General features: G+C 30.6%; 21 protein-coding genes. 7 read left to right on the top strand and 14 right to left on the bottom strand.

What is annotated here, in order from left to right; all coding sequences use genetic code 11:
• The first annotated feature begins 19 nt into the window (after window positions 1-19).
• The 3 genes from NOVO_01165 to NOVO_01155 all read left to right on the top strand — a co-directional run bounded on the left by NOVO_01165 (window position 20) and on the right by NOVO_01155 (window position 1,676).
• Window positions 20-412, top strand: coding sequence for a Transposase (locus NOVO_01165; protein ID AIL64638.1), 393 nt, complete (start codon window positions 20-22; stop codon window positions 410-412).
• A gap of 152 nt (window positions 413-564) precedes the next feature.
• Window positions 565-873: a hypothetical protein gene (locus NOVO_01160; GenBank protein ID AIL64637.1), complete on the top strand. Its 309-nt coding sequence runs from the start codon at window positions 565-567 to the stop codon at window positions 871-873.
• Window positions 874-1,109: 236 nt separating this feature from the next.
• On the top strand, window positions 1,110-1,676 hold the full coding sequence (locus NOVO_01155) for an Ankyrin repeat protein (protein AIL64636.1): 567 nt from the start codon (window positions 1,110-1,112) through the stop codon (window positions 1,674-1,676).
• A gap of 406 nt (window positions 1,677-2,082) precedes the next feature.
• Here the strand turns inward: NOVO_01155 and NOVO_01150 are convergent, their stop codons facing one another.
• The gene (locus NOVO_01150) at window positions 2,083-3,102 is read right to left on the bottom strand and encodes an FKBP-type peptidyl-prolyl cis-trans isomerase (protein AIL64635.1); all 1,020 of its coding nucleotides are present in this window, start codon (window positions 3,100-3,102) and stop codon (window positions 2,083-2,085) included.
• Between the two features lie 172 nt (window positions 3,103-3,274).
• Here NOVO_01150 and NOVO_01145 point away from each other — a divergent pair, with 172 nt between their 5' ends.
• A complete protein-coding gene (locus tag NOVO_01145; protein AIL64634.1) occupies window positions 3,275-4,840 on the top strand; it encodes a hypothetical protein in 1,566 nt (521 codons plus the stop codon).
• A 163-nt stretch (window positions 4,841-5,003) separates the two neighbouring features.
• On the opposite strand, the gene NOVO_01140 is transcribed toward NOVO_01145, so the two are convergent.
• The 6 genes from NOVO_01140 to NOVO_01115 all read right to left on the bottom strand — a co-directional run bounded on the left by NOVO_01140 (window position 5,004) and on the right by NOVO_01115 (window position 10,103).
• Window positions 5,004-6,074: an Ankyrin repeat protein gene (locus NOVO_01140; GenBank protein AIL64633.1), complete on the bottom strand. Its 1,071-nt coding sequence runs from the start codon at window positions 6,072-6,074 to the stop codon at window positions 5,004-5,006.
• Between the two features lie 65 nt (window positions 6,075-6,139).
• Window positions 6,140-7,264 carry an Ankyrin repeat protein gene (locus tag NOVO_01135; GenBank protein ID AIL64632.1) on the bottom strand — a complete coding sequence of 375 codons (1,125 nt, stop codon included), beginning with the start codon at window positions 7,262-7,264 and terminating at the stop codon, window positions 6,140-6,142.
• Between the two features lie 18 nt (window positions 7,265-7,282).
• Window positions 7,283-8,617, bottom strand: coding sequence for an Ankyrin repeat protein (locus tag NOVO_01130; GenBank protein AIL64631.1), 1,335 nt, complete (start codon window positions 8,615-8,617; stop codon window positions 7,283-7,285).
• 18 nt (window positions 8,618-8,635) lie between these two features.
• Window positions 8,636-9,175 (bottom strand): hypothetical protein, encoded by a 540-nt coding sequence (locus tag NOVO_01125; GenBank protein AIL64630.1) that lies wholly within the window; start codon window positions 9,173-9,175, stop codon window positions 8,636-8,638.
• Window positions 9,176-9,249: 74 nt separating this feature from the next.
• Window positions 9,250-9,558, bottom strand: a complete 309-nt coding sequence (locus NOVO_01120; GenBank protein AIL64629.1) for a hypothetical protein — start codon at window positions 9,556-9,558, stop codon at window positions 9,250-9,252.
• Between the two features lie 152 nt (window positions 9,559-9,710).
• Window positions 9,711-10,103, bottom strand: coding sequence for a Transposase (locus tag NOVO_01115; GenBank protein ID AIL64628.1), 393 nt, complete (start codon window positions 10,101-10,103; stop codon window positions 9,711-9,713).
• A 263-nt stretch (window positions 10,104-10,366) separates the two neighbouring features.
• Here NOVO_01115 and NOVO_01110 point away from each other — a divergent pair, with 263 nt between their 5' ends.
• On the top strand, window positions 10,367-10,576 hold the full coding sequence (locus tag NOVO_01110; GenBank protein ID AIL64627.1) for a hypothetical protein: 210 nt from the start codon (window positions 10,367-10,369) through the stop codon (window positions 10,574-10,576).
• 24 nt (window positions 10,577-10,600) lie between these two features.
• Here the strand turns inward: NOVO_01110 and NOVO_01105 are convergent, their stop codons facing one another.
• The 4 genes from NOVO_01105 to hisC2 all read right to left on the bottom strand — a co-directional run bounded on the left by NOVO_01105 (window position 10,601) and on the right by hisC2 (window position 13,701).
• On the bottom strand, window positions 10,601-11,233 hold the full coding sequence (locus NOVO_01105) for a lipoprotein chaperone (GenBank protein ID AIL64626.1): 633 nt from the start codon (window positions 11,231-11,233) through the stop codon (window positions 10,601-10,603).
• Entirely contained in the window at window positions 11,226-12,158 is a 933-nt protein-coding gene (locus NOVO_01100) for a hypothetical protein (GenBank protein AIL64625.1), read from the bottom strand. Before NOVO_01100 ends, NOVO_01105 begins: the two co-directional genes overlap by 8 nt.
• A 118-nt stretch (window positions 12,159-12,276) precedes the next feature.
• Window positions 12,277-12,450, bottom strand: a complete 174-nt coding sequence (locus tag NOVO_01095; GenBank protein AIL64624.1) for a hypothetical protein — start codon at window positions 12,448-12,450, stop codon at window positions 12,277-12,279.
• A 153-nt stretch (window positions 12,451-12,603) separates the two neighbouring features.
• Entirely contained in the window at window positions 12,604-13,701 is a 1,098-nt protein-coding gene (hisC2, locus tag NOVO_01090) for a Histidinol-phosphate aminotransferase 2 (protein ID AIL64623.1), read from the bottom strand.
• Between the two features lie 351 nt (window positions 13,702-14,052).
• On the opposite strand from hisC2, the gene xerD_1 reads away from it, so the two are divergent.
• Window positions 14,053-14,982, top strand: a complete 930-nt coding sequence (xerD_1, locus tag NOVO_01085; GenBank protein AIL64622.1) for a Tyrosine recombinase XerD — start codon at window positions 14,053-14,055, stop codon at window positions 14,980-14,982.
• Between the two features lie 83 nt (window positions 14,983-15,065).
• On the opposite strand, the gene NOVO_01080 is transcribed toward xerD_1, so the two are convergent.
• From NOVO_01080 to smf, 3 genes are all read right to left on the bottom strand, one after another.
• Window positions 15,066-16,025 (bottom strand): Integrase core domain protein, encoded by a 960-nt coding sequence (locus tag NOVO_01080; GenBank protein ID AIL64621.1) that lies wholly within the window; start codon window positions 16,023-16,025, stop codon window positions 15,066-15,068.
• A 301-nt stretch (window positions 16,026-16,326) separates the two neighbouring features.
• A complete protein-coding gene (gene topA, locus NOVO_01075; GenBank protein AIL64620.1) occupies window positions 16,327-18,888 on the bottom strand; it encodes a DNA topoisomerase 1 in 2,562 nt (853 codons plus the stop codon).
• 167 nt (window positions 18,889-19,055) lie between these two features.
• The gene (smf, locus tag NOVO_01070; protein ID AIL64619.1) at window positions 19,056-20,201 is read right to left on the bottom strand and encodes a DNA processing protein DprA; all 1,146 of its coding nucleotides are present in this window, start codon (window positions 20,199-20,201) and stop codon (window positions 19,056-19,058) included.
• Window positions 20,202-20,550: 349 nt separating this feature from the next.
• Here smf and NOVO_01065 point away from each other — a divergent pair, with 349 nt between their 5' ends.
• Window positions 20,551-21,519, top strand: a complete 969-nt coding sequence (locus NOVO_01065; GenBank protein ID AIL64618.1) for a hypothetical protein — start codon at window positions 20,551-20,553, stop codon at window positions 21,517-21,519.
• The last annotated feature ends 75 nt before the right edge of the window (window positions 21,520-21,594 follow it).

The following is a 21,594-nucleotide window of genomic DNA, read 5'->3' as shown; positions in this document are numbered from 1 at the left end:
ACCCAAAACAGTAGAAGCAATGGCATATTCCTTAGATTTACGTAAAAAAGTAATTCACTATGTTAATAAAGGTTATACCAGAGAAGAAGCTGCAAGAATTTTTGGCATAGGTGAAAGAACAATTTATAGATGGTTATCGAGATCGAAATCCGGGAATTTAGCAGCCACACGAGCAGCTAAGCCATGGAAGAAGCTTGATCCAATCAAATTATTAAACGAGGTGTCTAAAAACAGCAATTGGCTATTATCTGATTTTGCAAAGGTTTTTAATGTGTCTACAGCTGCTATCTGTTTGGCATTCAAGACTTTGGGGATCACACGAAAAAAAAGACCACACTCTATCGTGAACGGGATGAAGCAAAACGGCAATTATTTTTGGCAGCTATCGCAAACTATAAAGCGGAAGATATAGTTTATATTGATGAGAGTGGAATTGATAGCTATTTGTACTATTCTTGGGGATACAGTCTCAGAGGAAGTAAAGTTTATGGTGATATCTCAGGTAAAAAACATGATCGAGAAAGCTTTATTGCAGGTAAGGTTGGGAAGAAAATTATTGCGCCAATGTGTTTCAAGGGCACATGTAATACAGAAGTTTTTAACGAGTGGGTTAGTCAGTGTTTGGTGCCCGAACTAAGATTTGGTCAAGTTGTAATACTTGATAATGCAACGTTCCATAAGTCAGCTAGAACTAGGAATTTAATAGAAGATATAGGCTGTAAACTTTTATTCTTACCACCTTACTCTCCTGATCTCAACCCAATTGAAAAATATTGGGCTCATTTAAAAGCTAAAATCAAACCTATCATTACTAATTTTAATAACCTTAGCGATGCTATTGATTATGGCTTCTCTATGCCATTCTCAACTTAATTGACTATAACTGAAATACTCTCCTAATTAACTATAGTAAAAGTATTTGAATTTGCCTACGCAGTTAGCTCAAAGCTTTCCTACCATTTGTAGGCTTCGCTTATCGCTTCAAGTAGTCAATTTTCAACTTCTTTTACTATATAATATATTTATAAAAAATTAGAAAATTAATAAATATTTGAATGTTACAGTTTATATAAAATCTCAGTTTTAAATTAGTTGTGAAAAGGAACATTATGCAGCAAGATTCCTCAATAAATAAAGATAAATTATTTAATGCTATTATAAAGAATTCTAGAAAGAAAATAGAATCATCATTAAATAAAGGCGCAAATGTAAATAGTAAAAATATATATGGAAAGACGCCTTTACATCACATTGCTCAAACAGGTAATGTAGACAATATGCAATTACTATTAGATAATGGTGCTACAATGGGGGTTAGAGATACTCGTGGAAAGACGCCTTTACATGATGCTGCTGCAAATAACAAGATAGACGGTATCGAATGGCTAATCAATAACGGGGAGTATGTAGATACTAAGGATATATATGAAAAAACTCCTTTATGTATAGCTGTTGAAAATGGCAGTATAGAAAGTATCAAATTTCTTATCAATAAAAGTGCGAATGTAAATGCTTTAGATACCTCAGAAAATACACCTTTATATTATGCTTCTATACACAAAAAGTATGATAGTATTAAAATTTTGCTCGCAAATGGAGCAGAATTAACTACTAAAATTAAGCAAGGAATTTCTGAAGATTTGTATAAAGAGCTTAAAATTAGCTCTAAAATATAGAGAAAAAGAAGCTTTTAAAAGCGCTTGTAATACTTTTAATAGTTTACTTGCTTTTATACCAGTTGCAATTAATTCAGAGGGGCAGTCTGTAGGAACATACGTTATTACTAAGATAGCTAATTATATTACTATAGAGGAAGTAAGTAAGAGTGCAAGACATGATATTGCTGAAACAGCGATATTTTTATATGCTAACCGTCAAGCATCCGAGAATTCGGTGGCTACTATAGAAAATATTATTAAATCAGGTAAAGCAAATATACACGCTATCATGAGTAAAGCTCCTCAAAAAACTCATGTTGAGCAATATGTCCAGAGATCAAAAGCTTCAGAAATAAGTAGGTAGAATAAAATATTCCCTAAGTGAGTAGTACTGATATTTATACTCACTTATATCTCTTATATGTTAAACTCTGGTAACTTCTAATATCACCATTTCGTTAGTAGGTAAACTTAAATCAGGTAGGAAAAAATTATCAGTTTTTTTTGAAAATATGTTGTTTAAAAATTCTGGTGGAACAATCGCCACTTTTTCTGAATTTATGGTCATATATTCAATAATCTTATTGATAGCAAATGGTACTTGATCGCTGCCTACTTTTACATTAATAGCTTTAGGGTACGCTTTTGCTGAATTAAAAATCTCAGTTCCGTCAAGGCGTAATATTTTATAATGAATATTTACGTTATCTCCACATTTTGCTGGTTCACCTTCTTCTAATCTTTCCGTAAAAATACGTAGTTTTCCTTTAGAAGAGGGTAATGTTGAAGATTCTATTACATTAATTATAAGGGTTGAGAAGCCATTATAATTTTGCGCTTTCTCTTTGAATTTAATATCATTTTCAATGAAATATGGAGACAATATAGCTTTTCTACTACCTCCCTCCTTCATACCTAAAGCTACAAAATCCATAGCTTTCACTATATCATTATTTCCAACTATAATTTCAGAGGGATGCGTTTGATCTAAATTACTAGCTAAGATTTTATTCTCTGCAGATAAAATTTGGTAATTAATGGCGAGTTTTTGTCCGCATTCTATATTATGTCCCTTACCTATTTTATCGTCAACTATGCTAAATTCTTGGAATTCTCTTGGTATAATAGGTGCATTTGGTACAGTAGTAATAATTTTTTTTATAGCTTCTTGCCCTTCTTTAGTACTAACTACATTATTTAGCGTGTTTGCCAAGAAGCGTGTAATAACAGAATCATTGTTTGCTGGAGGAGTAATGGTGATATTAGAAAAAGTAGGGTTATCAATGGTTGAGACGTTATCAGGAGTAGCATGTGGTGTATTTGTTTCTGTATGCTTAGAAGAATTAAATAAGCTATTAATTTTTGATTGAGCGTTTTTATCATTTGCAATAGCGTATATAATAAATAGTATAATAGCAACACTGATTATTTTATTTCCTGGCATACGTAACCCTTAATTAATTATAAATTTTAGAAGTAAAGTGTAATTTCTGTAGTGTAACTAAGATTATTATAGTTCTCAATATAAATATAATTTTAAATATATATTAATAATATAATAATATATTAAGTATAAATGCCAATTCTTTGTTAATGTATAACCAGTATGGTATATAATGAAAGAGATAACTGATATTATCAATATAATACGCTCAATACAGAAAAAATTTGAAATCTCTAAGACTGGTATGGATGTTGGGAAAACGATAGTAGATCCTGAAAAAAAGAAAAAACCAAGAAGAAGACGTAATGAAGAAGGTGATATTAACAATAATGTTTCAGATCAAGAGTCAGTAGATAGTGGAATTGAGAGTGGAACGGAAAGTGATGATTCTCTAAGTAAGGAGTCTCTTAGCGGTAGATCTAGCATATCTTCAAATTTAAGTAATGCAGAGAGTAATAAATCCTCAGATGCTGCTACTAAGCAGGAAAAAGTTGGCGTATTTTCTCGAATAAAAAACTCTATCGGTAATGGGGCAAAGGCGGTTGTAGGATGGGTGCGAACACGTTATAGCTCAGCCAAGGAATATATGAATGAAAATTATCCTAAAACTGCTAAAGTTATAGGAGGTATAGCAAGAGGAATTGACTATACAATAAGTATTTTAGGAGGAAAAACTGCATGTAGGGCATTTTTGATTGCAAGTGCAGGGTTATTATTCGCTAGTGGAGTTGGTACTATACCAGCTGCAATTATGTTAGGTGTTGCAACAGCTGCAGTTGGAGTAAGCGTAGCTATAGAAACTGGTAGGCTACGTAAAATTAATAATCTTAAAGATGAAGTTGCATTAACAGAAGAGTATATAGATACTAATGAACAATTAAAAAAGATTACAAAAAGTAACTATAATGTAGAAAAATTTTTCCAAGAAAAAGATGCTAAAATTCAAGAAACGCTTGATGCTAAAAATGCAGCAGAAAAACCAAAACCTAGCTTATTCACAAGAATGCAAAATGCCGTTCCTAAACCACTCCGAGTTGCTGCTAAGACAGTAAGAGATAATTTAGGAGAGGCTGGCACTTATGTAGGAATTAGTGCTCTTACGGGCAACGTATTTGGTATTATTACTTCAACTGTTTATTTTGTTTTTGGTAATAGTACAACACTACCAGATAGATTGGCATATGAAAAATTAAAAGGTAAAATACGTGATGATATAGACCAAGATTCAAAGGAAATACCTCTATATAAAAATAAATATGAATTACAGAGTTTATTAAAACAGCAATATGTAGAACGTGATACTAGGGAAGTCTTGGTTAATAGTAAGGAATTTAATCAAGCTGCACAAGAAGGTAATCAAAAAGCTATGGATGCTATATACGAAAAAACCTACAGTGATATAGATAAAAATTATCAGTTAGAACCAAAACCTGGCATATTTAAAAGTATAGTAAATTATTTCAAAGATATTATAAACGTTAACGTAAAAGGGGCTCAACCAGACGAGTCATTAGATCATTATACAGATAGAAAATATGACCATGCTCCAAAAATCCACCCTATAAATAGACATTCTATGGATTCAAATAAAAATCTTGATAAAGCAAAGCAACAGCAATCATCACAAGACATTTCTAAAGAATTAATAGATGAAGCAAAAAAACTTTCTCCTTCAAAAATTTCTGATCCATCTAGTCATTCTATAACTCCTAAAAAAGATGAACATCGAGCACTTTAGATTGTGTGGAAATATATGTAAAAACAGTTTAAGTTTGATACAAGGAATGAGAAGTAAAGCCTACTAATTGCCTTTTAGAAGGAAGTTACCTTAAATGGCTACTACCCAACTATGAAATTGATTTATATTAACAATTGCTCAAATCCTTAGCTAATTTTTAAATTTACCGTAATATATGATTTCTTTGCTTTTCTTGATTCAGGATAGTATGTAAATTTGTTTTAGAACCTTCTTTAATAATATCTTTGATTATACCTACAGTATTGTTAGCCTCTTGACGATTATCATATAAAAGTAATACTGCATCAGCTATACCCTCACTAGCACTCTTGCTTACTTCCTTACTTGTCACATAATTTGCTATTTTGTACAGCATGTTCTTTCTAAGAAATTTATCTTGCCAATTAATAGCTGGAATATAGGCTAGTAAATTATTAAAGGTGTCATAAACACTTTTTTTGGCTTTTTGATAGTGGCTAGCTAACGTTTCAAGTTTTTTATACATGTCCTCAGAAACATCTTCTTTAATCTTATGAGTCAATTTTGCTCCATTTCCTACTAATATCTTCATTATATTATTTCTTTTGTAAGAAACAGAAATATCCAAAGGCGTTTCTCCATATTTATTTAGAGCATTTACATCAGCACCTTTAGTTAGTAGCGAGGGTATTGCTCCTACTTTATTTCTAATAACAGCAAAATGTAAAGGTGTGTAGTTATATATATCTACAGCATTTACATTACCATTCCTAGTTACTAGTAATTCTACCATCTCCTTATTTTCGGCAAGATGTAAAGAAGTTCTGCGATATTCTTCCAGAGCATTTACATTACTATTGTTATTTAACAATAGTTCTGCAGCTTTTATAAAACCTTTCTCAGCAGCAAGATGTAAAGAGGTCTTTTTATTATTATCCTTAATATTTACGTCAACACCATTATCTAACAAAATTTCTATTACATTTATCTTGTTATTTAAAGCAGCATAATGTAAAGCAGTTCTTCCGTAGTAATCTACCAAGTTTAAATTAATACCTTTCTTTAATAACAATTCCATCAACTCTATATAACCTTTAATAGCAGCAAGATGTAAAACTGTCTTAGATTCATCATCTAAAACATTTATATTAACCCCATTATCGATTATCTTTTTTATCTCTTCTATTTTATTATCCTTTGCAGCTTTATGTAATAGTGGTTCATTTTTATATGGAAATATTGAATTAGAGAGCATAATTTTATTTATATAAGTATAATTATTAATTTTTTATAGAAAATATGATAATACATAAGTTGCACCTATCTATTCACTTTTAAAGTTCTTGATTCTTGCAAGTACTGCTCTAAATAGGTTTTCTGCTTTTCTTTACCTAAAATTGTGCTTAAATTTTCTTTTTGAAGAATAGCTTGAATTGTTGTGGAATGATTATCAGAGGCTTGACGAACCCTATATATATTTTGGGCTGTATTAGCAATATCTTGGCTAGCACTTTCACTAACGTAAGGACTAGTAAGATAATCTGCTATTTTACCTAGAACGTTCATTCCTAAAAAATAGCCCTGCTTAGTAATAGCAGCTGGTACTAATATCAGTAATTTATTAAAAGCATCATAAGCACTTTTAAAAGCTTGGTCTTTTTTATATTCTATAGCTGATTCTTCAAGTTCTTTACTAAAATCCTTGCTCATACCTTCAAAAATCATTTGCTTAATTTCAGGAGTTAATTCTGCGCCATTTTGAACTAATATTTTCATGATATTTTCTTTTTTATATGAAGCCGCGATATATAAAGGCGTTCTGCCATAGCTATCTATACAATTCACATGGGCATCTTTATTTAGCAATAATTTTATTAGCTTTATAAAATTCTTCTTAGCAGCAATATGTAGAGGAGTTTTTTGATCTTTATTTAAAACATTTGCATTAGCATTACTATTTAATAATAATTCTACTGCTTTTATATTATTTTTACTAACAGCAATATGCAATGGAGATTCTTTATATATATTTATAATGTTTACATCAGCCCCTTTACTTACCAGTAATTTCATGGCTTCTGGATCATTATTTCCAGCTACAATATGTAAAATTGTCTCTTTATCTATATTTATGGCATTTACATTAGCACCGTGATCTAACAGGAATTCCATAGCTTTTACATTTTGATTTATAGCAGCATAATGTAAAGGCACTCTTCCGTTTTTATCTTGGGCATTTATATCAGCCCCTTTACTTACCAAGAATTTTACTGCACCTATCTGATTATTAATAAGAGCATAATGTAAAAGTGTCTTGCCATCTTTGGCTTTAGCATTTACATCACCACCTCTACTTAGAAATAATTTTATTTTTTTTATACCAGCTTTTTTAGCAGCTATATCTAAAGATGCTTCTTTATATATACGTATTGAAGGATGAGGCATAATTTTCCTTTTAGTTAACTATCTATTAATTTCTCTCATATCTGATTCTTCGATATATTTTTGAAGATACGTCATGTGGGCACCCTTAGTTAGGATAGTGCGTAAATTTGCTTTAGCCCCTGGTTGAATGATATCTTTTATAGTACATACAGCCTTATTAGATGCTTGACGATTATCGTATACAGCTAATATTGCCTCAGCAAGATCTTTACTTACACTTTGGCTTATTTCTTCACTTGTCATATAATTTGCTATTTTATCAATAACATTCTTTCTCCAAAGTGTATTTCTCCAAGTATTAGCGGGAATAAAGGCTAGTAAACTATTAAAGACATTATATGCTTCTTTTCCTGTTGTATATTCTAGATCCACTTCTTGAAGCTCTTTATATAAATCTTCAGAAACTTTTTGCTTAACTTTAGTAATTAATTCTTCTCCCTTTGCAACTAACATATTTATTATCTCCTTTCGGTTGTGTGAATAATATTGAAAAGCAAATTTTAAAGATAAATTTATATACTTAGCTCTAGCATTTAAATTCACCTCTTTATCTATTAATAATCTTAAACCTTCCCTATGGTTTTCTCTAATTGCTATATGTAAAGGCGTATCATTAATATCTCTAGCATCTATTTTAGCGCCTTTATCTAATAATAATTCAACATTTTCTATATCACCTCTCGAAGTAGAATAATGCAAAGCTGTCTTGCCTTCTTTATCTATAGCATTTACATTAGCTCCATTATCTATTAACAGTTCAATATTTTTTACATCACCATTCCAAGCAGCATAATGCAAAGCTGTCTTACCATCTTTATCTATGGCATGTATGTTAGCACCTTCACTCAATAAAAACTGTACTGCTTTTTTGTTGTTAGAGCGAATAGCATAATGTAAGGGAACCATTCCATTTTCACCTGCAACAGTTAGGTCAAATTCTTTTTTAAATAAAAGCCTCATCCCTTCTATATTTTTATACAGAATACAATAATGAAAAGGCGTTCTACCGCTATCATCTCTAATATCTATACTTGCACCTTTATTTAACAGCAATTTTATTACTTCTATATTATTTGTTCTCTTATCTCTTCTAACAGCTTGAATAGCCCAGTGTACAGCAGTTTTCCCATCTTGACATTTAGCATCGATACTAGCACTATTATCTAATAGTAATTCTATCATTGGTAGGTGTCCCAAATAGGATGCTATATGTAAAACTGGCATCCCATTCCCTATTCCTTCATTGACACTCGCACCTTTATTTATAAATTCTTTTACCTCTTCTATATTATTATTTCTTACTGCTTGCCTGAAAGAATCACTTTGAGTTACGTATACTTCACTATTTTGCATAATTATCCCTTTAATGAATTATCTACTCATTTCTCTTACACTTGATTCTTTTATATATTTTTCAAGATGCGTCATTTGAGTATCATAACTCATGATTGTAGGTAAATTTGCTTTTACACCCTCTTTCAGAATTTTTTGTATGGCAGTTGAAGAATGAGGAGCTATTTGACGATTATTATATATAAGTAATGCTGCTTGGCTGAGGTCATGACTAGTGCTTGCGCTTACTTCCTCACTAGTTATATAATTTACTACCTTGGAAATAATTTTTTCTAAAAATATAGCAGATGACCTTCTATTAAGAGTTTTTTCTAAAATTATATCTTGCAACTTATCAAAGGCTGGCATAAAGGCTAGTAATTTACTAAATGTATTATAATCACTTTCTGTACTTTTTTTATCTTTGGTTGTTAAACCTTCAAGTTCTTTACAGAAATCTTTACCCATATTATCAGACACATATTTTTTAATTTCTTCCGTAAATTCTGCCCCTTTTGTAATTAACACCTTTATTAAATCCTTTCTTTTCAGGGCAATAGCATAATATAAAGGCTCCATTTCATATCTATCTAAACTATCTAGAGTAGCGCCTTTATCTGCCAGATATTTTACAGCTTCTAAACTATAGTCAATTAAGTTGAGAATGGCATAGAGAAGCCATAATCAATAGCATCGCTAAGGTTATTAAAATTAGTAATGATAGGTTTGATTTTAGCTTTTAAATGAGCCCAATATTTTTCAATTGGGTTGAGATCAGGAGAGTAAGGTGGTAAGAATAAAAGTTTACAGCCTATATCTTCTATTAAATTCCTAGTTCTAGCTGACTTATGGAACGTTGCATTATCAAGTATTACAACTTGACCAAATCTTAGTTCGGGCACCAAACACTGACTAACCCACTCGTTAAAAACTTCTGTATTACATGTGCCCTTGAAACACATTGGCGCAATAATTTTCTTCCCAACCTTACCTGCAATAAAGCTTTCTCAATCATGTTTTTTACCTGAGATATCACCATAAACTTTACTTCCTCTGAGACTGTATCCCCAAGAATAGTACAAATAGCTATCAATTCCACTCTCATCAATATAAACTATATCTTCCGCTTTATAGTTTGCGATAGCTGCCAAAAATAATTGCCGTTTTGCTTCATCCCGTTCACGATAGAGTGTGGTCTTTTTTTTCGTGTGATCCCCAAAGTCTTGAATGCCAAACAGATAGCAGCTGTAGACACATTAAAAACCTTTGCAAAATCAGATAATAGCCAATTGCTGTTTTTAGACACCTCGTTTAATAATTTGATTGGATCAAGCTTCTTCCATGGCTTAGCTGCTCGTGTGGCTGCTAAATTCCCGGATTTCGATCTCGATAACCATCTATAAATTGTTCTTTCACCTATGCCAAAAATTCTTGCAGCTTCTTCTCTGGTATAACCTTTATTAACATAGTGAATTACTTTTTTACGTAAATCTAAGGAATATGCCATTGCTTCTACTGTTTTGGGTTTATGAGCTTTTTAATATATCATATATCATGTCTTTATCAACTTAATTTACTATATTATCTTTATTACTGGTTGATGATCATACTAGAAAACTACTTTTTCAAACTATTAAAAATACTATATTACTTGAAGATGATTTTAATAAGTTTCAGATTTTATCTGCGAAGGTAAATAATATTTTAGAAATAATAGACCAGGAAAATAAAGATTTTAAATTGATATATAATATTATAAAACAGCAATGTATGTATGCCATAGATGCGTTAGATTATTTACACGAAGAACTACAAGAAATAAATGAGAAGTATGAGCAATTAAAGAAAAATATTTCTGATGAAAGACCTAAGCTATATATAGATAATGAATTACCTTATAATAAAAATGGTCATAATAAAATACAATCTATAATTGCTTCACGGGAAACATCAAAAGAAAAATTTAGACAGAGTATGTAAATAATTACTAGGGTTCTTAGCACCCTAGTATTTTGCTTTTTTAGTTAGTACAAACAATTTACTATCAATTTTAGTGCCAAAGTTAGTGTTAGATAGTGACACGGAGGTAGTATTGCCTTCAGCATCAGTAATGTCTAATTTTTTTAATGTAAAAGGATAGTCATTAAAAATAAGAGTTAGTTCTCCATCCTTAGATTTATTAGCTTTCGTGAGTTTAATACGTATAAGCCCTTTCGATTTATCTACCATTTTGACTTTAATATCTGAAGAGAAAAATGAAATATTTTTACGGGTTAAAAAACTAGCTAGATTATCATGAGCAGTACTATGACTTAATTGATCTAACTCATAATCATAATAAGATATTAAAGAGCCATTAATGGTCATTACAATAGGTACAGGAGGATTATACTGAATTCTTAATTTACCTGGTCGAGATAGAAAAAATTTACCATTTGAAATTTCTCCATTTGGTGATACCTGATGAAAATCAGCAACAAGCGTAGTTAAAGAATTTAGATATAATGCTGCTCTTTTTAGAATGTCATTATTTTGAGTAAAGGTAATACCATTAGTTTGATTTGCTGCTAAAGATACTGGTATATAGAATATATAAGACGATATAATATAAGTAAAAATTAATATAAATCTATTCATAGTTTGGTTCTGCATTAATATGTTTTATAAATAAGAAAGTTAAATATAACGTCGCTAAAATAATATGTATATCTTGGTTATATTTATTTGAATCATGATCAAAAATTGATTGTGTTAATAACAATTCTTTATTTGATGGTATCATTATAAATAATTTTTGTTCATAAATAGCACATTGTATTAATTTATCTATATTTTCTAGTAAAGAGATAGATTTTTTTCTTTTTAGGAATGATACAATTTTATCATCTAAATAAAAAGCTTTTTTATTTCTGTTATTGCTTGCAACAATTTTAGCTATTTCATCTATGGTATTTAGTAAGCCGTTAGGGTCAATTTTTTTAATTTCTTCTATATCGCTAGAGTATAATTCTGAGGTTCCACTATAACCATATTTAGAAAGTTTTTGTTCTTTTGCAAGCAATTGAGTTAGCCAGTTAGGTACACTGCTCGTAAATAGATGGTGCCCTTTTATAGAAATTCCTTTAGGAAAGTTAACTGCAATGAGTAAACCTATAAATGTTGGAGTACTAGGTTTAAATCTTGAATCAGGGTCTTGTATTAAAAGAGAGGTTTCTACAATTTCTATTCTAGCATCAGGATAATTAGCAATAATACTACCATTTGAAAATGAAATTTGATCATGAGATGGAAGTATCAGAGCATTATAGAATATTTCATTTTGTATAGAGTTTTGAGTACTGTAAAAAAAATCTCCCATATATTCATAAATAGGTAGGAGAATTTTTTCTTTAATAGAAACTCTGGTTCTAAGCAAAGATACAAATAAATAAAGACTGATAAAAAATAATATTAATAATTCTAACGTTAAAGGATGAGGAAAGGACCAAATTACTAATTTAGAAGGAAAAATTATTTGTATCCATTTTGGTAATCCATACCACCAAATAGTATAAGAAGCCATGGTGTGGTCAAACCACGAAGCTATTATATTGTAGTAATTACGCAATGGAGTAAATATAATTATTAAAGTAATAATAAACGATATTACTGCTATATTTAAAGCATTATATAACAGTCTATTATAAAGTTTTAAATTTTTGGGAAAAATATTCCTTAAAGTAGGGTTCCAAATGTTCTTTATAATAGTTTGGAAAATCCTTTTCATAATCTGCTTCTACTGAAAATGCTTGCATTTGTTCTGATTTAAGTGGATCCAAATTTTGTTTTAGTAATTTCTTTATAAAACCGATCATACTATACTCTTACAATTATATAATAAATCTACTAAATAAACTAATATATTGCAAATATGAGAGGATATTTAGTAAAAATATCACTGTATTTTACATTTGCAAGTAGTTATTTAGACACTACTAAGCTATTTACCTATATTTATATATTATTATTTAAAAACTCATAAATTCTTTAAGTACTTGTGCTACTTTTTCTAATTCTTCTTTTTTACCAATACTTAAGCGTATGCAGTGATTTAAGGCATATCTTTCAAGGCTTCTTACCATAATACCATTACTTTTTAGATAATTATCTGCTTGTTCTGCATTTTTTTTAGGATCAAGTGGAAATTCAACTAAGACAAAATTAGCTACGCTAGGATGTACCTTTAAACCAATGGATTGTAATTGTTCTGTGATCCATGATAAATAAGTGGCGTTATGGTTAAAACTTGCTTCTATATGCGCTAAATCTTTGAGGGCGGCAATCCCAGATTCAGCAGCGCTGTTAGAAATACTATAAGGATTTTTCATGGTATTTAGAGTTTCTATAATAGAATTATCGCAATAGGCCCATCCTAAACGTAGTCCTGCTAATCCATAAATTTTTGAAAAACTACGTAACATTATAGTGTTAGTAGGATTTTGTTTTACTAATTCAATAGCATCACTAAAATCCTCTTTTTCAACATATTCACTATAGGCATTATCTATTATTAGTAAAACATTCTCGGGTAGATTTTTACGCAAATAGAGCATTTCTTCAGTGGTTAAATAACTGCCTGTTGGATTATTAGGATTAGCAATTATGACTATTTTGGTATTTTGAGTAGTGTAAGACAAGATAGAGTTAACATCTGTTTTAAGATTTATTTCAGGAGCTGTAATGGGTATAGCACCAACTTTTAATGCTACAATTGGATATAATAAAAAACCATATTGACTATACAATACCTCATCTCCAGGACCGGCAAAACATTTTACTATTAATTCTAATAATTCGGTAATTCCGGCTCCGCATATTACATATTCTGCTACTAAGCCATGAGCTTTTGCTATGGCATTGCGTAGTGTAGAAGAGAGATTATCAGGATATAGATGTATTTGAGCGCTACTTTTTGTATATGCTTCTATAGCTTGAACACTTGGACCAAGAGGGGATTCATTAGAGTATAATCTAATGATTTCAGGATCATATAACTTCAGTTCTGTAATTCCAAGTAAATAATGAGAAATAACAGGAGTTAGTTCTTTGTATAATTTGATTCCCATGAATTAGTTTTCTCCTAAACTATTGATATATAATATATGTTATTAACCAAGGGTTAATTAATAGTGAAAATAAAAATATATTATGGAGATATATTTAGCTAATAATTTAACATAAATTTTATTCTATATGAATTAAAGATAATTTTGGAAAAAAATAATAAAAGAATATATAGTTGTTTTACCAGATTTTTAGTATGGTGTGGTATATATCACTATAAGTAGTTAGCTTTAGAGATGTAAAATATAGTATTATGAAAAATACTAGCAAATTATTAACTTGGTAAGTTTCGACTCTTCGCTTGAACTAAAAAGTTATTTTGCTAGTTTTCATTTATCAAAGGTATATAGCAGATGGATCAATATTCTATGGAAAGTGAAGTCCAAGATTTATACTTAAAATGGTGTAACTATTTACGTGATGAAAGAGTATATTCTCGTCATACCTTAAAAGCTTATAGTAATGATCTTGTGTGTTTTTTAGTTTTTTTGAATACACATTTTAATAGTGTTATCACGATAGAAAATTTACAAGCTATTACTGTATCAGATGTAAGGTCATTTTTAGCTATGCGTAGAAAAGACAATCATTCAACTAGCTCATTAGCCAGAAATTTGGCTTCAATACGTAGTTTTTTTAAGTATTTATATAAGAACAAGTTATTAGACAATGAAATTATGTTTAATATGCGTACTCCTAAAAGGTCTGCTCCCTTACCAAGAGCATTGACTCAAGATCAAATGAAAAATATTTTAAATTTTGTGGGAGAGGATGATGGTACCTGGATTATTAAGCGAGATTTAGCATTGTTAATATTAATTTATGGGTGCGGACTGCGCATTGCAGAGGCTTTATCTGTTACTAAAAAACAATTATATAACGATAATTTGATTATTAAAGGAAAACGTGAGCGTGAAAGAATTATACCAATGCTCAGTATTGTAAAAGAATCCATAGAGGAGTATTTAAAATTTTGTCCCTATCAAATTGAGGAGGAAGATAAAATTTTTAGAGGATTACAGGGAAAAACTTTAAATCCTGGAGTATTTCAAAGATATATAAGGCAAGTTAGGAATCAAATGAATTTACCAGAAAATATGACACCTCATAGTTTCAGGCATAGTTTTGCTTCTCATCTTTTGGCTAAAGGTGCAGACCTAAAATCAATTCAAGAACTACTTGGGCACAGCAGCCTTTCGACAACGCAGCGTTATACCAGTGTTGATTCAGAGCGTCTTATGACACTTTATAATAAGTTTCATCCCCGAGCATTAAAAAATTGAGTAAGTACTCGTATTATCAATAATAAACAAAAAAGTAGGGGACACTTTTGCTACTATTATTCTGGAAAACATTATTAGAAATCCTAGGTGTACGGTTTCAGTAGTTGATGGTTAGGATTAATTCTAAAATTATTAGCATTTTGTGTGTAACAAGTCAAGATCATTTCAAAAGGCGTTTTTCTAGCAATAGAAGAAAGCCTTTTAGCATAATTATAAGCCATAACAAAAGCTTGTAGATGACTATCTAACTCTTCTCTACTAGTATAATGATACTTCTTAGTAGTAGCTTCTTTTATAGTCCTATTCATTCTTTCTACTTGACCATTGGTACTTGGACTATAAGGCCTTGTTGTGCGATGCCTGATACCGTAATCTTTACATTTTAGATCAAATCTATGTCTTGCTTTAGGAGCTCTGTACCTGGCTAAACCATTGTAAGCAAATTGAACACCATTATCAGTTAATATGGTATGTATCTTAAAGGGACAGCTACTTACCAAGTTATCAAGAAAATTAACTGTAGTATCGCCATTGCTATTATTATGCAGCTCAACATAAGCAAATTTACTCACTCTACATATTGCCACAAATATGTAAAATTTTCCCTCACCAATTCTTACTTCTGTGATATCAAGATGCATAAATCCTATTTCATAAGCCTTAAATTTCTTCTTCTCTTTGATATTATCTTCTTTGGGTAAACAAGATAAACCGTACCGTTTAAGGCATCGGTAAAGATTTGAACGAGTTAAATAAGGTATTTCTTTAATAAGTGCATCAAAGCAATCATCCAAAGGTAATTGCGTAGACTTACGAAAAGCAATAATCAAAGCTTCATCTTCGGGCTTCAAAATAGTAGTTGCTTTTTTAGGAGCATTAGAGCGATCTTCTACTCCTTCTTCTTTTCTTTGACGCCATTTTATCACAGTTTTAGGGTTAATATTATATTGTTCACTTAATTCTTTGATCGTAGCTTGCGATCGCTGTAATTCTTTTCTAATTGCGTGCGTAGTCGTGGCGCAGCCATGTAATATTTGTCCCACAATTCCTCCAAATTAATTATATCCCTAGCTCTTATTATATACTCTTTTTTTCTTCCATCAACCCTTGAAATTGTACATCTAGGGAGAGGTCTTGGAAAGCTTTGCTTTCCAAGGGTGAGGGTTTAATAGATCTAATTATTTAATATACCCCCTCATCCGCTTAAAAACTGAAGTTTTTCACGACTTCTTCAAATAGGGAGAAGTTAAATATATTATATTCTTGGCTATTATGCACACATACTTACTTAAACATGAACTGATCCAAAATTAGGTGCTAAGAACCCTAGTAACATAAATTTTATTATGACTTAGCTTTTTTCTTTTTGGTAGTAGTAGTTTTTTTAGAAGATATTTTCTTTTCAGGATGTTTTTCTTGATATGTATCCACGATATCAACTGTTTCTTGCAAAGTTAATTCATCCAAATTTATATTTTTAGGTAATGATATGTTCACTTTACCTAATTTTATATATAACCCATATCTTCCCTCATATACTGCTAACTCTTGATTTAGTACAGGATGCATTCCTAAAACTTTTACAGGTTCAATCTTTTTTGAACCTTTTTCTGCAATTAAAGATACTGCTCGATTAATACCTATTGTTAATATATCATCACTAGCAGGTATGCTAGTATACGATTTATTATAAAAAAGATAAGGTCCAAATCTACCTATACCAGCTTTAACAACCTGTCCAGTTTCTGGATGTATTCCCACTTCTCTTGGCAAATTTAATAAGGCTTTTGCCTGTTCTAAACTCAATTCTTGCGGATCAATAGACTTAGGTAAAGAAATACGTTTAGGTTTTTTATTTTCCTCGTCAGCTTCCCCTAGTTGTATATAATACCCATATGGCCCTTGACGTAAAGTTATATCTAAACCGGTATCTTCATCTATTCCTAATTTATTAATATCAGCAACTATAGGCGTATCCTGTTCATCACTATCACCTATTTTTCGAGTATATTTACACTCAGGATAATTTGAACAGGCAATAAATGCTCCAAATTTACCTAGTTTTAAAGCAAGAGTACCATTTGTACATGAAGGACATTCTTTATTCTTATCACTATTTGGAAATAAATACGGTTCTAACAAAATAGAAATTTTCTCTAATATTTGCCCAATGTCATATTGCTTTACTTCTGTAACATTCGCTTCAAAGTCATACCAGAAATTTTTCAAAAATAATTTCCACTCTAAGTCACCTGCTGATATATGATCTAGTTCATTTTCTAATTTAGCAGTAAAATCATACTCCACATATCTCTGAAAGAAACTTATTAAAAATGTAGTAACTAGTCTTCCTCGTTCATCAGGTATAAATCTCTTTTTATCTAAGTGTATATAATTACGATCTTGTAACAAGGAAATTGTAGGAGCATAAGTGGAAGGACGACCTATACCCAATTCTTCTAATTTTTTTATCAAACTTGCTTCACTAAAGCGCGGTGGAGGTTCAGTAAAATGTTGCCTCGGTAATACTTCCGATAATTTTAATTTATCACCTATATCTAATTTAGGTAATATTTTATTTTCCTCTTCTTCATTATTATTCGAATCACTATCCAATATTTCACGATATAGACGATAAAATCCATCAAATTTTAACGTAGATCCTGTAGCTTTTAAAATTGTCTCATTGTCATCAGTTTTAATAATTACAGATAACACATTTAAAATAGCACTTTCCATCTGACAAGCTACTGTACGTTTCCAAATCAGTTCATAAAGTTCAAACGAATTTTTATCTAAATATTTTTTAGCTTGCAGCGGATCTAAATTAACATTGGTCGGCCTAATGGCTTCATGTGCTTCTTGAGCATTTTTTACTTTGCTCTTATAAATACGAGGTGATGAAGGAAGATACTCTTTCCCAAAACTCTTATTAATCAACTGTCTAATACTATTCGTTGCTTCTTGAGCAAGCTGTACCCCATCTGTTCTCATATAGGTAATGAGTCCAACAGTTTCTCCTTCAATACTTACTCCTTCGTAAAGCTTTTGAGCAAGACGCATCGTGTAATCAGGGCTAAACCCTAGCTTTCTTGATGCCTCTTGTTGCAAAGATGATGTAATAAATGGAGGAAGAGGATTTCTCTTAACTTGCTTTTCTTCAATATTATCAACATGATATAATTTCTTCTGTAAGAATTGTACTATTTTTTGTGCCTCCTTCTCACTTGAGAGTGCAAATTTATCTAGCTTTTCTCCATTCAAATGAGTAAGTGTTGACGTAAAGAGCTCATCTTGTTTGTTTAATAAATTAACTTTTATATCCCAATATTCTCTGGTAATAAAAGTTTCTATTTCTACTTCGCGATCACAAATTAATCGAAGTGCTACGGATTGCACTCTCCCTGCTGAACGACTACCCGGTAATTTTCTCCATAATACTGGAGATAACGTAAATCCAACAAGGTAATCCAGGGCCCTTCTAGCTTGTTGAGCATTAACCAAATCCATATCGATATCACGCGGATGTTGCATTGCCTCTAATACTGCTTTTTTAGTAATCTCATTAAATACTACTCTTTTTACTGGAATATTTTTTTTAATAGCTTTGAGATCTTTTAAAGCTTCAACGATATGCCATGATATAGATTCTCCTTCACGATCAGGATCTGTTGCTAAAAAAATTTGTTCTGCTTTCTTAGAAGCATCTATTATAGGCTTTATATGTTTTCTAGATTTATCATTAACTTCATAAATCATAGTAAAATTTTCTTCTGGTATCACAGAACCATTCTTTGAAGGTAAATCCCGAATATGACCATAAGAAGCTACCACTTGATAATCTTTACCTAAATATTTATTAATAGTTTTAGCCTTAGCAGGGGATTCTACTATTACCAATTTCATCTATTTTCTTCCTTTTTCAATATATACTGACTATATATAACAAATTAAATTTGTTAAATAATACTTAATTAACAATAAATACTTAGTTAATCATCTATTTATTATGTCTAATACTATAATTATTGATACGTCTTTTAGCATGTTGAACAAATATAGTAAATAAATTATTAAAACTTTAAAGAAATTTTGTTACCTTTAATGCGCTCTACTTTACCTGCTAATTCTAGAATAACTGTAAGTATAGTTTGGGGCGCAAAATTTAACATCTTTACTATATCATTTATATCTATTGGGCTAGCATTTAGCAAGCTTTTGACTTCTATACGCGCTTTAAGTAGTTCATTTTCATCAATATTGTAACATGCTGCATGAAAAGATGCAGGATTTGATTCTCTTATATAGCTCACATTAATATGATCTGTAAAATTTATTTCCTCTATAATATCTTTTGCAGATTCTACTAGCTTTGCTCCTTGTTTTATTAAATGATTGGTACCTTTACAGCGTGGGTCTAAGGGAAAACCTGGGACAGCAAACACTTCACGATTTTGTTCAAGAGCCATTCTAGCAGTAATTAGAGAGCCAGACCCAAAACTTGCTTCCACCACAACCACCCCATGCGACAAACCAGAAATAATTCTATTACGTTGTGGAAAGTTTTGTCCGCGTGGTACAGAGCCATATGGTAACTCTGCTACAATTGCTCCTTTTTGTGCTATTTGAGAATATAATTCTTTATTTTCCGGGGGATAAATATTATCTATTCCTCCTGCAATAACAGCTATTGTAGTATAGTTTTCTAAAGCACCATTATGAGCTGCTGTATCAATTCCTCTTGCTAAACCAGATACAGTAATAATCTTTTGTTCAGCTAAATCCTTGGCAAGAGTATAGGCAAAATTACGTCCATTAGCAGAAGCATTACGTGAGCCAACTACAGCTATTATTTTATTATTAAAAAGATTAATATCTCCGAGTATGGTTAACACAGGTGGAAAATCATCTATAGTAAGTAATTGACTAGGATATGATGTATTTTTATAACATATAATTTGTCCTCCAATTTTCCTAACATTTTCTAATTCTTCTTCAGCTTTAGAAATGCTACAGATCTTAATTGGAGTAGTTTTTCCCCCTCGTTTTGATAATTCTGGGATTGCTAAAATTGCATTTTTAACACTACCATATAATTCTACTAAAGATATAAAACTTTTTGGACCAATGTTTTCACTACGTATTAGCCTTAGATGATTAATAATCTCTTCCTCTATAGAAGCTTCTTTCTTAGATTGATCATTGAATATTAATTGCACTTATACACCTTACTATTTATTACCACTTTTATTATGGGACGATATTTTATAAAGATTGCGTATTTACATTTTACTAAGAGATTGGTCAAGACTTAAATTCTATTAAATTGAATTTATATGACATATAAATAACATATTAATGATATATATCTTTTTTCCCACAACGCTTATTTTTCTTTTTCAAATTATAGTGAAAATTGAAAACGTCTGTAAAAGATAAGCCTTTTATGCTATAATAAATCTCTAAACTTTAATATTTTGTGTACATAATTAATAAAATATAAATATTAATATTAATATTAATTTATTATTTATCAATGTATGTTTTTATAATAAAAAGGAGTCCTTTATGACTGATTCTACAGCCAATAATGACAATTTTAACAACACAGAAGCAAATATTTCAGCAGAAAAAAATAATGTTTTAAAAAGCAAGACTATACAAGCAATAAATAAGATTCTTCATCTAAAAATGGTTTTGGGTAATTTAAATACTTTGACAAATTCCATGACAAAATCTGAAAATATAGATTATAATATATTTAAAGATTTAAATGATTTTAGCTCCCATGAATTAAATAAGTTTAATTCAATATCCTTAACTATGACATCACTAGAATCAATAAAATTACTTGAAAATATTATAACTAATATTTTACCTATTTTTGCAACCCATGTAATACCACATGCTGAAGAGAATTTTCAGTCTATAATGCTTTCTGCAATAAGTATAAAAACAATATTCGCAGACTTTATCAATAATATTTTGGATAAAGCTCAACCAAATGAAATTGCTTCATTAGAAAATGATATAGAAAAAATTGAAGATGTTTTTAGCGATGTTAAAAACAAAATTTTAGAGCTAAAATCCCAGCCACTGGAAGAATCTACTCTTATGGTGGTAAAGACTTTCCTAACAGCAATCGAAGAAAATAATAAAGATACTACTGAAAATCCTTCACCAGAGCCTACTAGCACTGAGACACTGTCTGTTATAGATACAGCACCAGAAGCTGAACAAAGTGATACAATAACTCCTCAAGATCCTATGCAATTTACCGGCCATGTTGAAATAAAAATTACTCCGCCTCCTATGCCAACTGCTAAAATTGAGATAACTGCACCTCCTATGCCAGAACCTACTCCAGTTGAAATACAAGCTCCTGTAGAAGCTACTACAGCTGAAACACCAGCTCCTGTAGAGATTACGCCAGAGACCGCACAAGTTGAAGAGCATACTCTTCATGTAACGGAGCAGAATATCACTCCTTCAGTACCTATGACTGGTGAAAGTTCAAATCAACATATAGAATTTTAACACACTATATTTTATTGTTATGCAGAAGAAAATTTTCTGCATAACATTTGTAATTTTTTTTAAAATAAAAGAAAA

It is taken from the genome of Rickettsiales bacterium Ac37b, from assembly GCA_000746585.2.
Lineage (GTDB): Bacteria > Pseudomonadota > Alphaproteobacteria > Rickettsiales > Arcanibacteraceae > Ac37b.
Note: the sequence above shows the minus strand (reverse complement) of the source record. Positions and strands in the feature narration are given on the sequence as shown.

Bases quoted from the DNA above. Each gene is read 5' to 3' on its own strand.
- NOVO_01165 (AIL64638.1), top strand. From the start codon at position 20: ATGGCATATTCCTTAGATTTACGTAAAAAAGTAATTCACTATGTTAAT.
- NOVO_01160 (AIL64637.1), top strand. From the start codon at position 565: ATGTGTTTCAAGGGCACATGTAATACAGAAGTTTTTAACGAGTGGGTT.
- NOVO_01155 (AIL64636.1), top strand. From the start codon at position 1,110: ATGCAGCAAGATTCCTCAATAAATAAAGATAAATTATTTAATGCTATT.
- NOVO_01150 (AIL64635.1), bottom strand. From the start codon at position 3,102: ATGCCAGGAAATAAAATAATCAGTGTTGCTATTATACTATTTATTATA.
- NOVO_01145 (AIL64634.1), top strand. From the start codon at position 3,275: ATGAAAGAGATAACTGATATTATCAATATAATACGCTCAATACAGAAA.
- NOVO_01140 (AIL64633.1), bottom strand. From the start codon at position 6,074: ATGCTCTCTAATTCAATATTTCCATATAAAAATGAACCACTATTACAT.
- NOVO_01135 (AIL64632.1), bottom strand. From the start codon at position 7,264: ATGCCTCATCCTTCAATACGTATATATAAAGAAGCATCTTTAGATATA.
- NOVO_01130 (AIL64631.1), bottom strand. From the start codon at position 8,617: ATGCAAAATAGTGAAGTATACGTAACTCAAAGTGATTCTTTCAGGCAA.
- NOVO_01125 (AIL64630.1), bottom strand. From the start codon at position 9,175: ATGGAGCCTTTATATTATGCTATTGCCCTGAAAAGAAAGGATTTAATA.
- NOVO_01120 (AIL64629.1), bottom strand. From the start codon at position 9,558: ATGTGTTTCAAGGGCACATGTAATACAGAAGTTTTTAACGAGTGGGTT.
- NOVO_01115 (AIL64628.1), bottom strand. From the start codon at position 10,103: ATGGCATATTCCTTAGATTTACGTAAAAAAGTAATTCACTATGTTAAT.
- NOVO_01110 (AIL64627.1), top strand. From the start codon at position 10,367: ATGTATGCCATAGATGCGTTAGATTATTTACACGAAGAACTACAAGAA.
- NOVO_01105 (AIL64626.1), bottom strand. From the start codon at position 11,233: ATGAATAGATTTATATTAATTTTTACTTATATTATATCGTCTTATATA.
- NOVO_01100 (AIL64625.1), bottom strand. From the start codon at position 12,158: ATGGCTTCTTATACTATTTGGTGGTATGGATTACCAAAATGGATACAA.
- NOVO_01095 (AIL64624.1), bottom strand. From the start codon at position 12,450: ATGATCGGTTTTATAAAGAAATTACTAAAACAAAATTTGGATCCACTT.
- hisC2 (AIL64623.1), bottom strand. From the start codon at position 13,701: ATGGGAATCAAATTATACAAAGAACTAACTCCTGTTATTTCTCATTAT.
- xerD_1 (AIL64622.1), top strand. From the start codon at position 14,053: ATGGATCAATATTCTATGGAAAGTGAAGTCCAAGATTTATACTTAAAA.
- topA (AIL64620.1), bottom strand. From the start codon at position 18,888: ATGAAATTGGTAATAGTAGAATCCCCTGCTAAGGCTAAAACTATTAAT.
- NOVO_01065 (AIL64618.1), top strand. From the start codon at position 20,551: ATGACTGATTCTACAGCCAATAATGACAATTTTAACAACACAGAAGCA.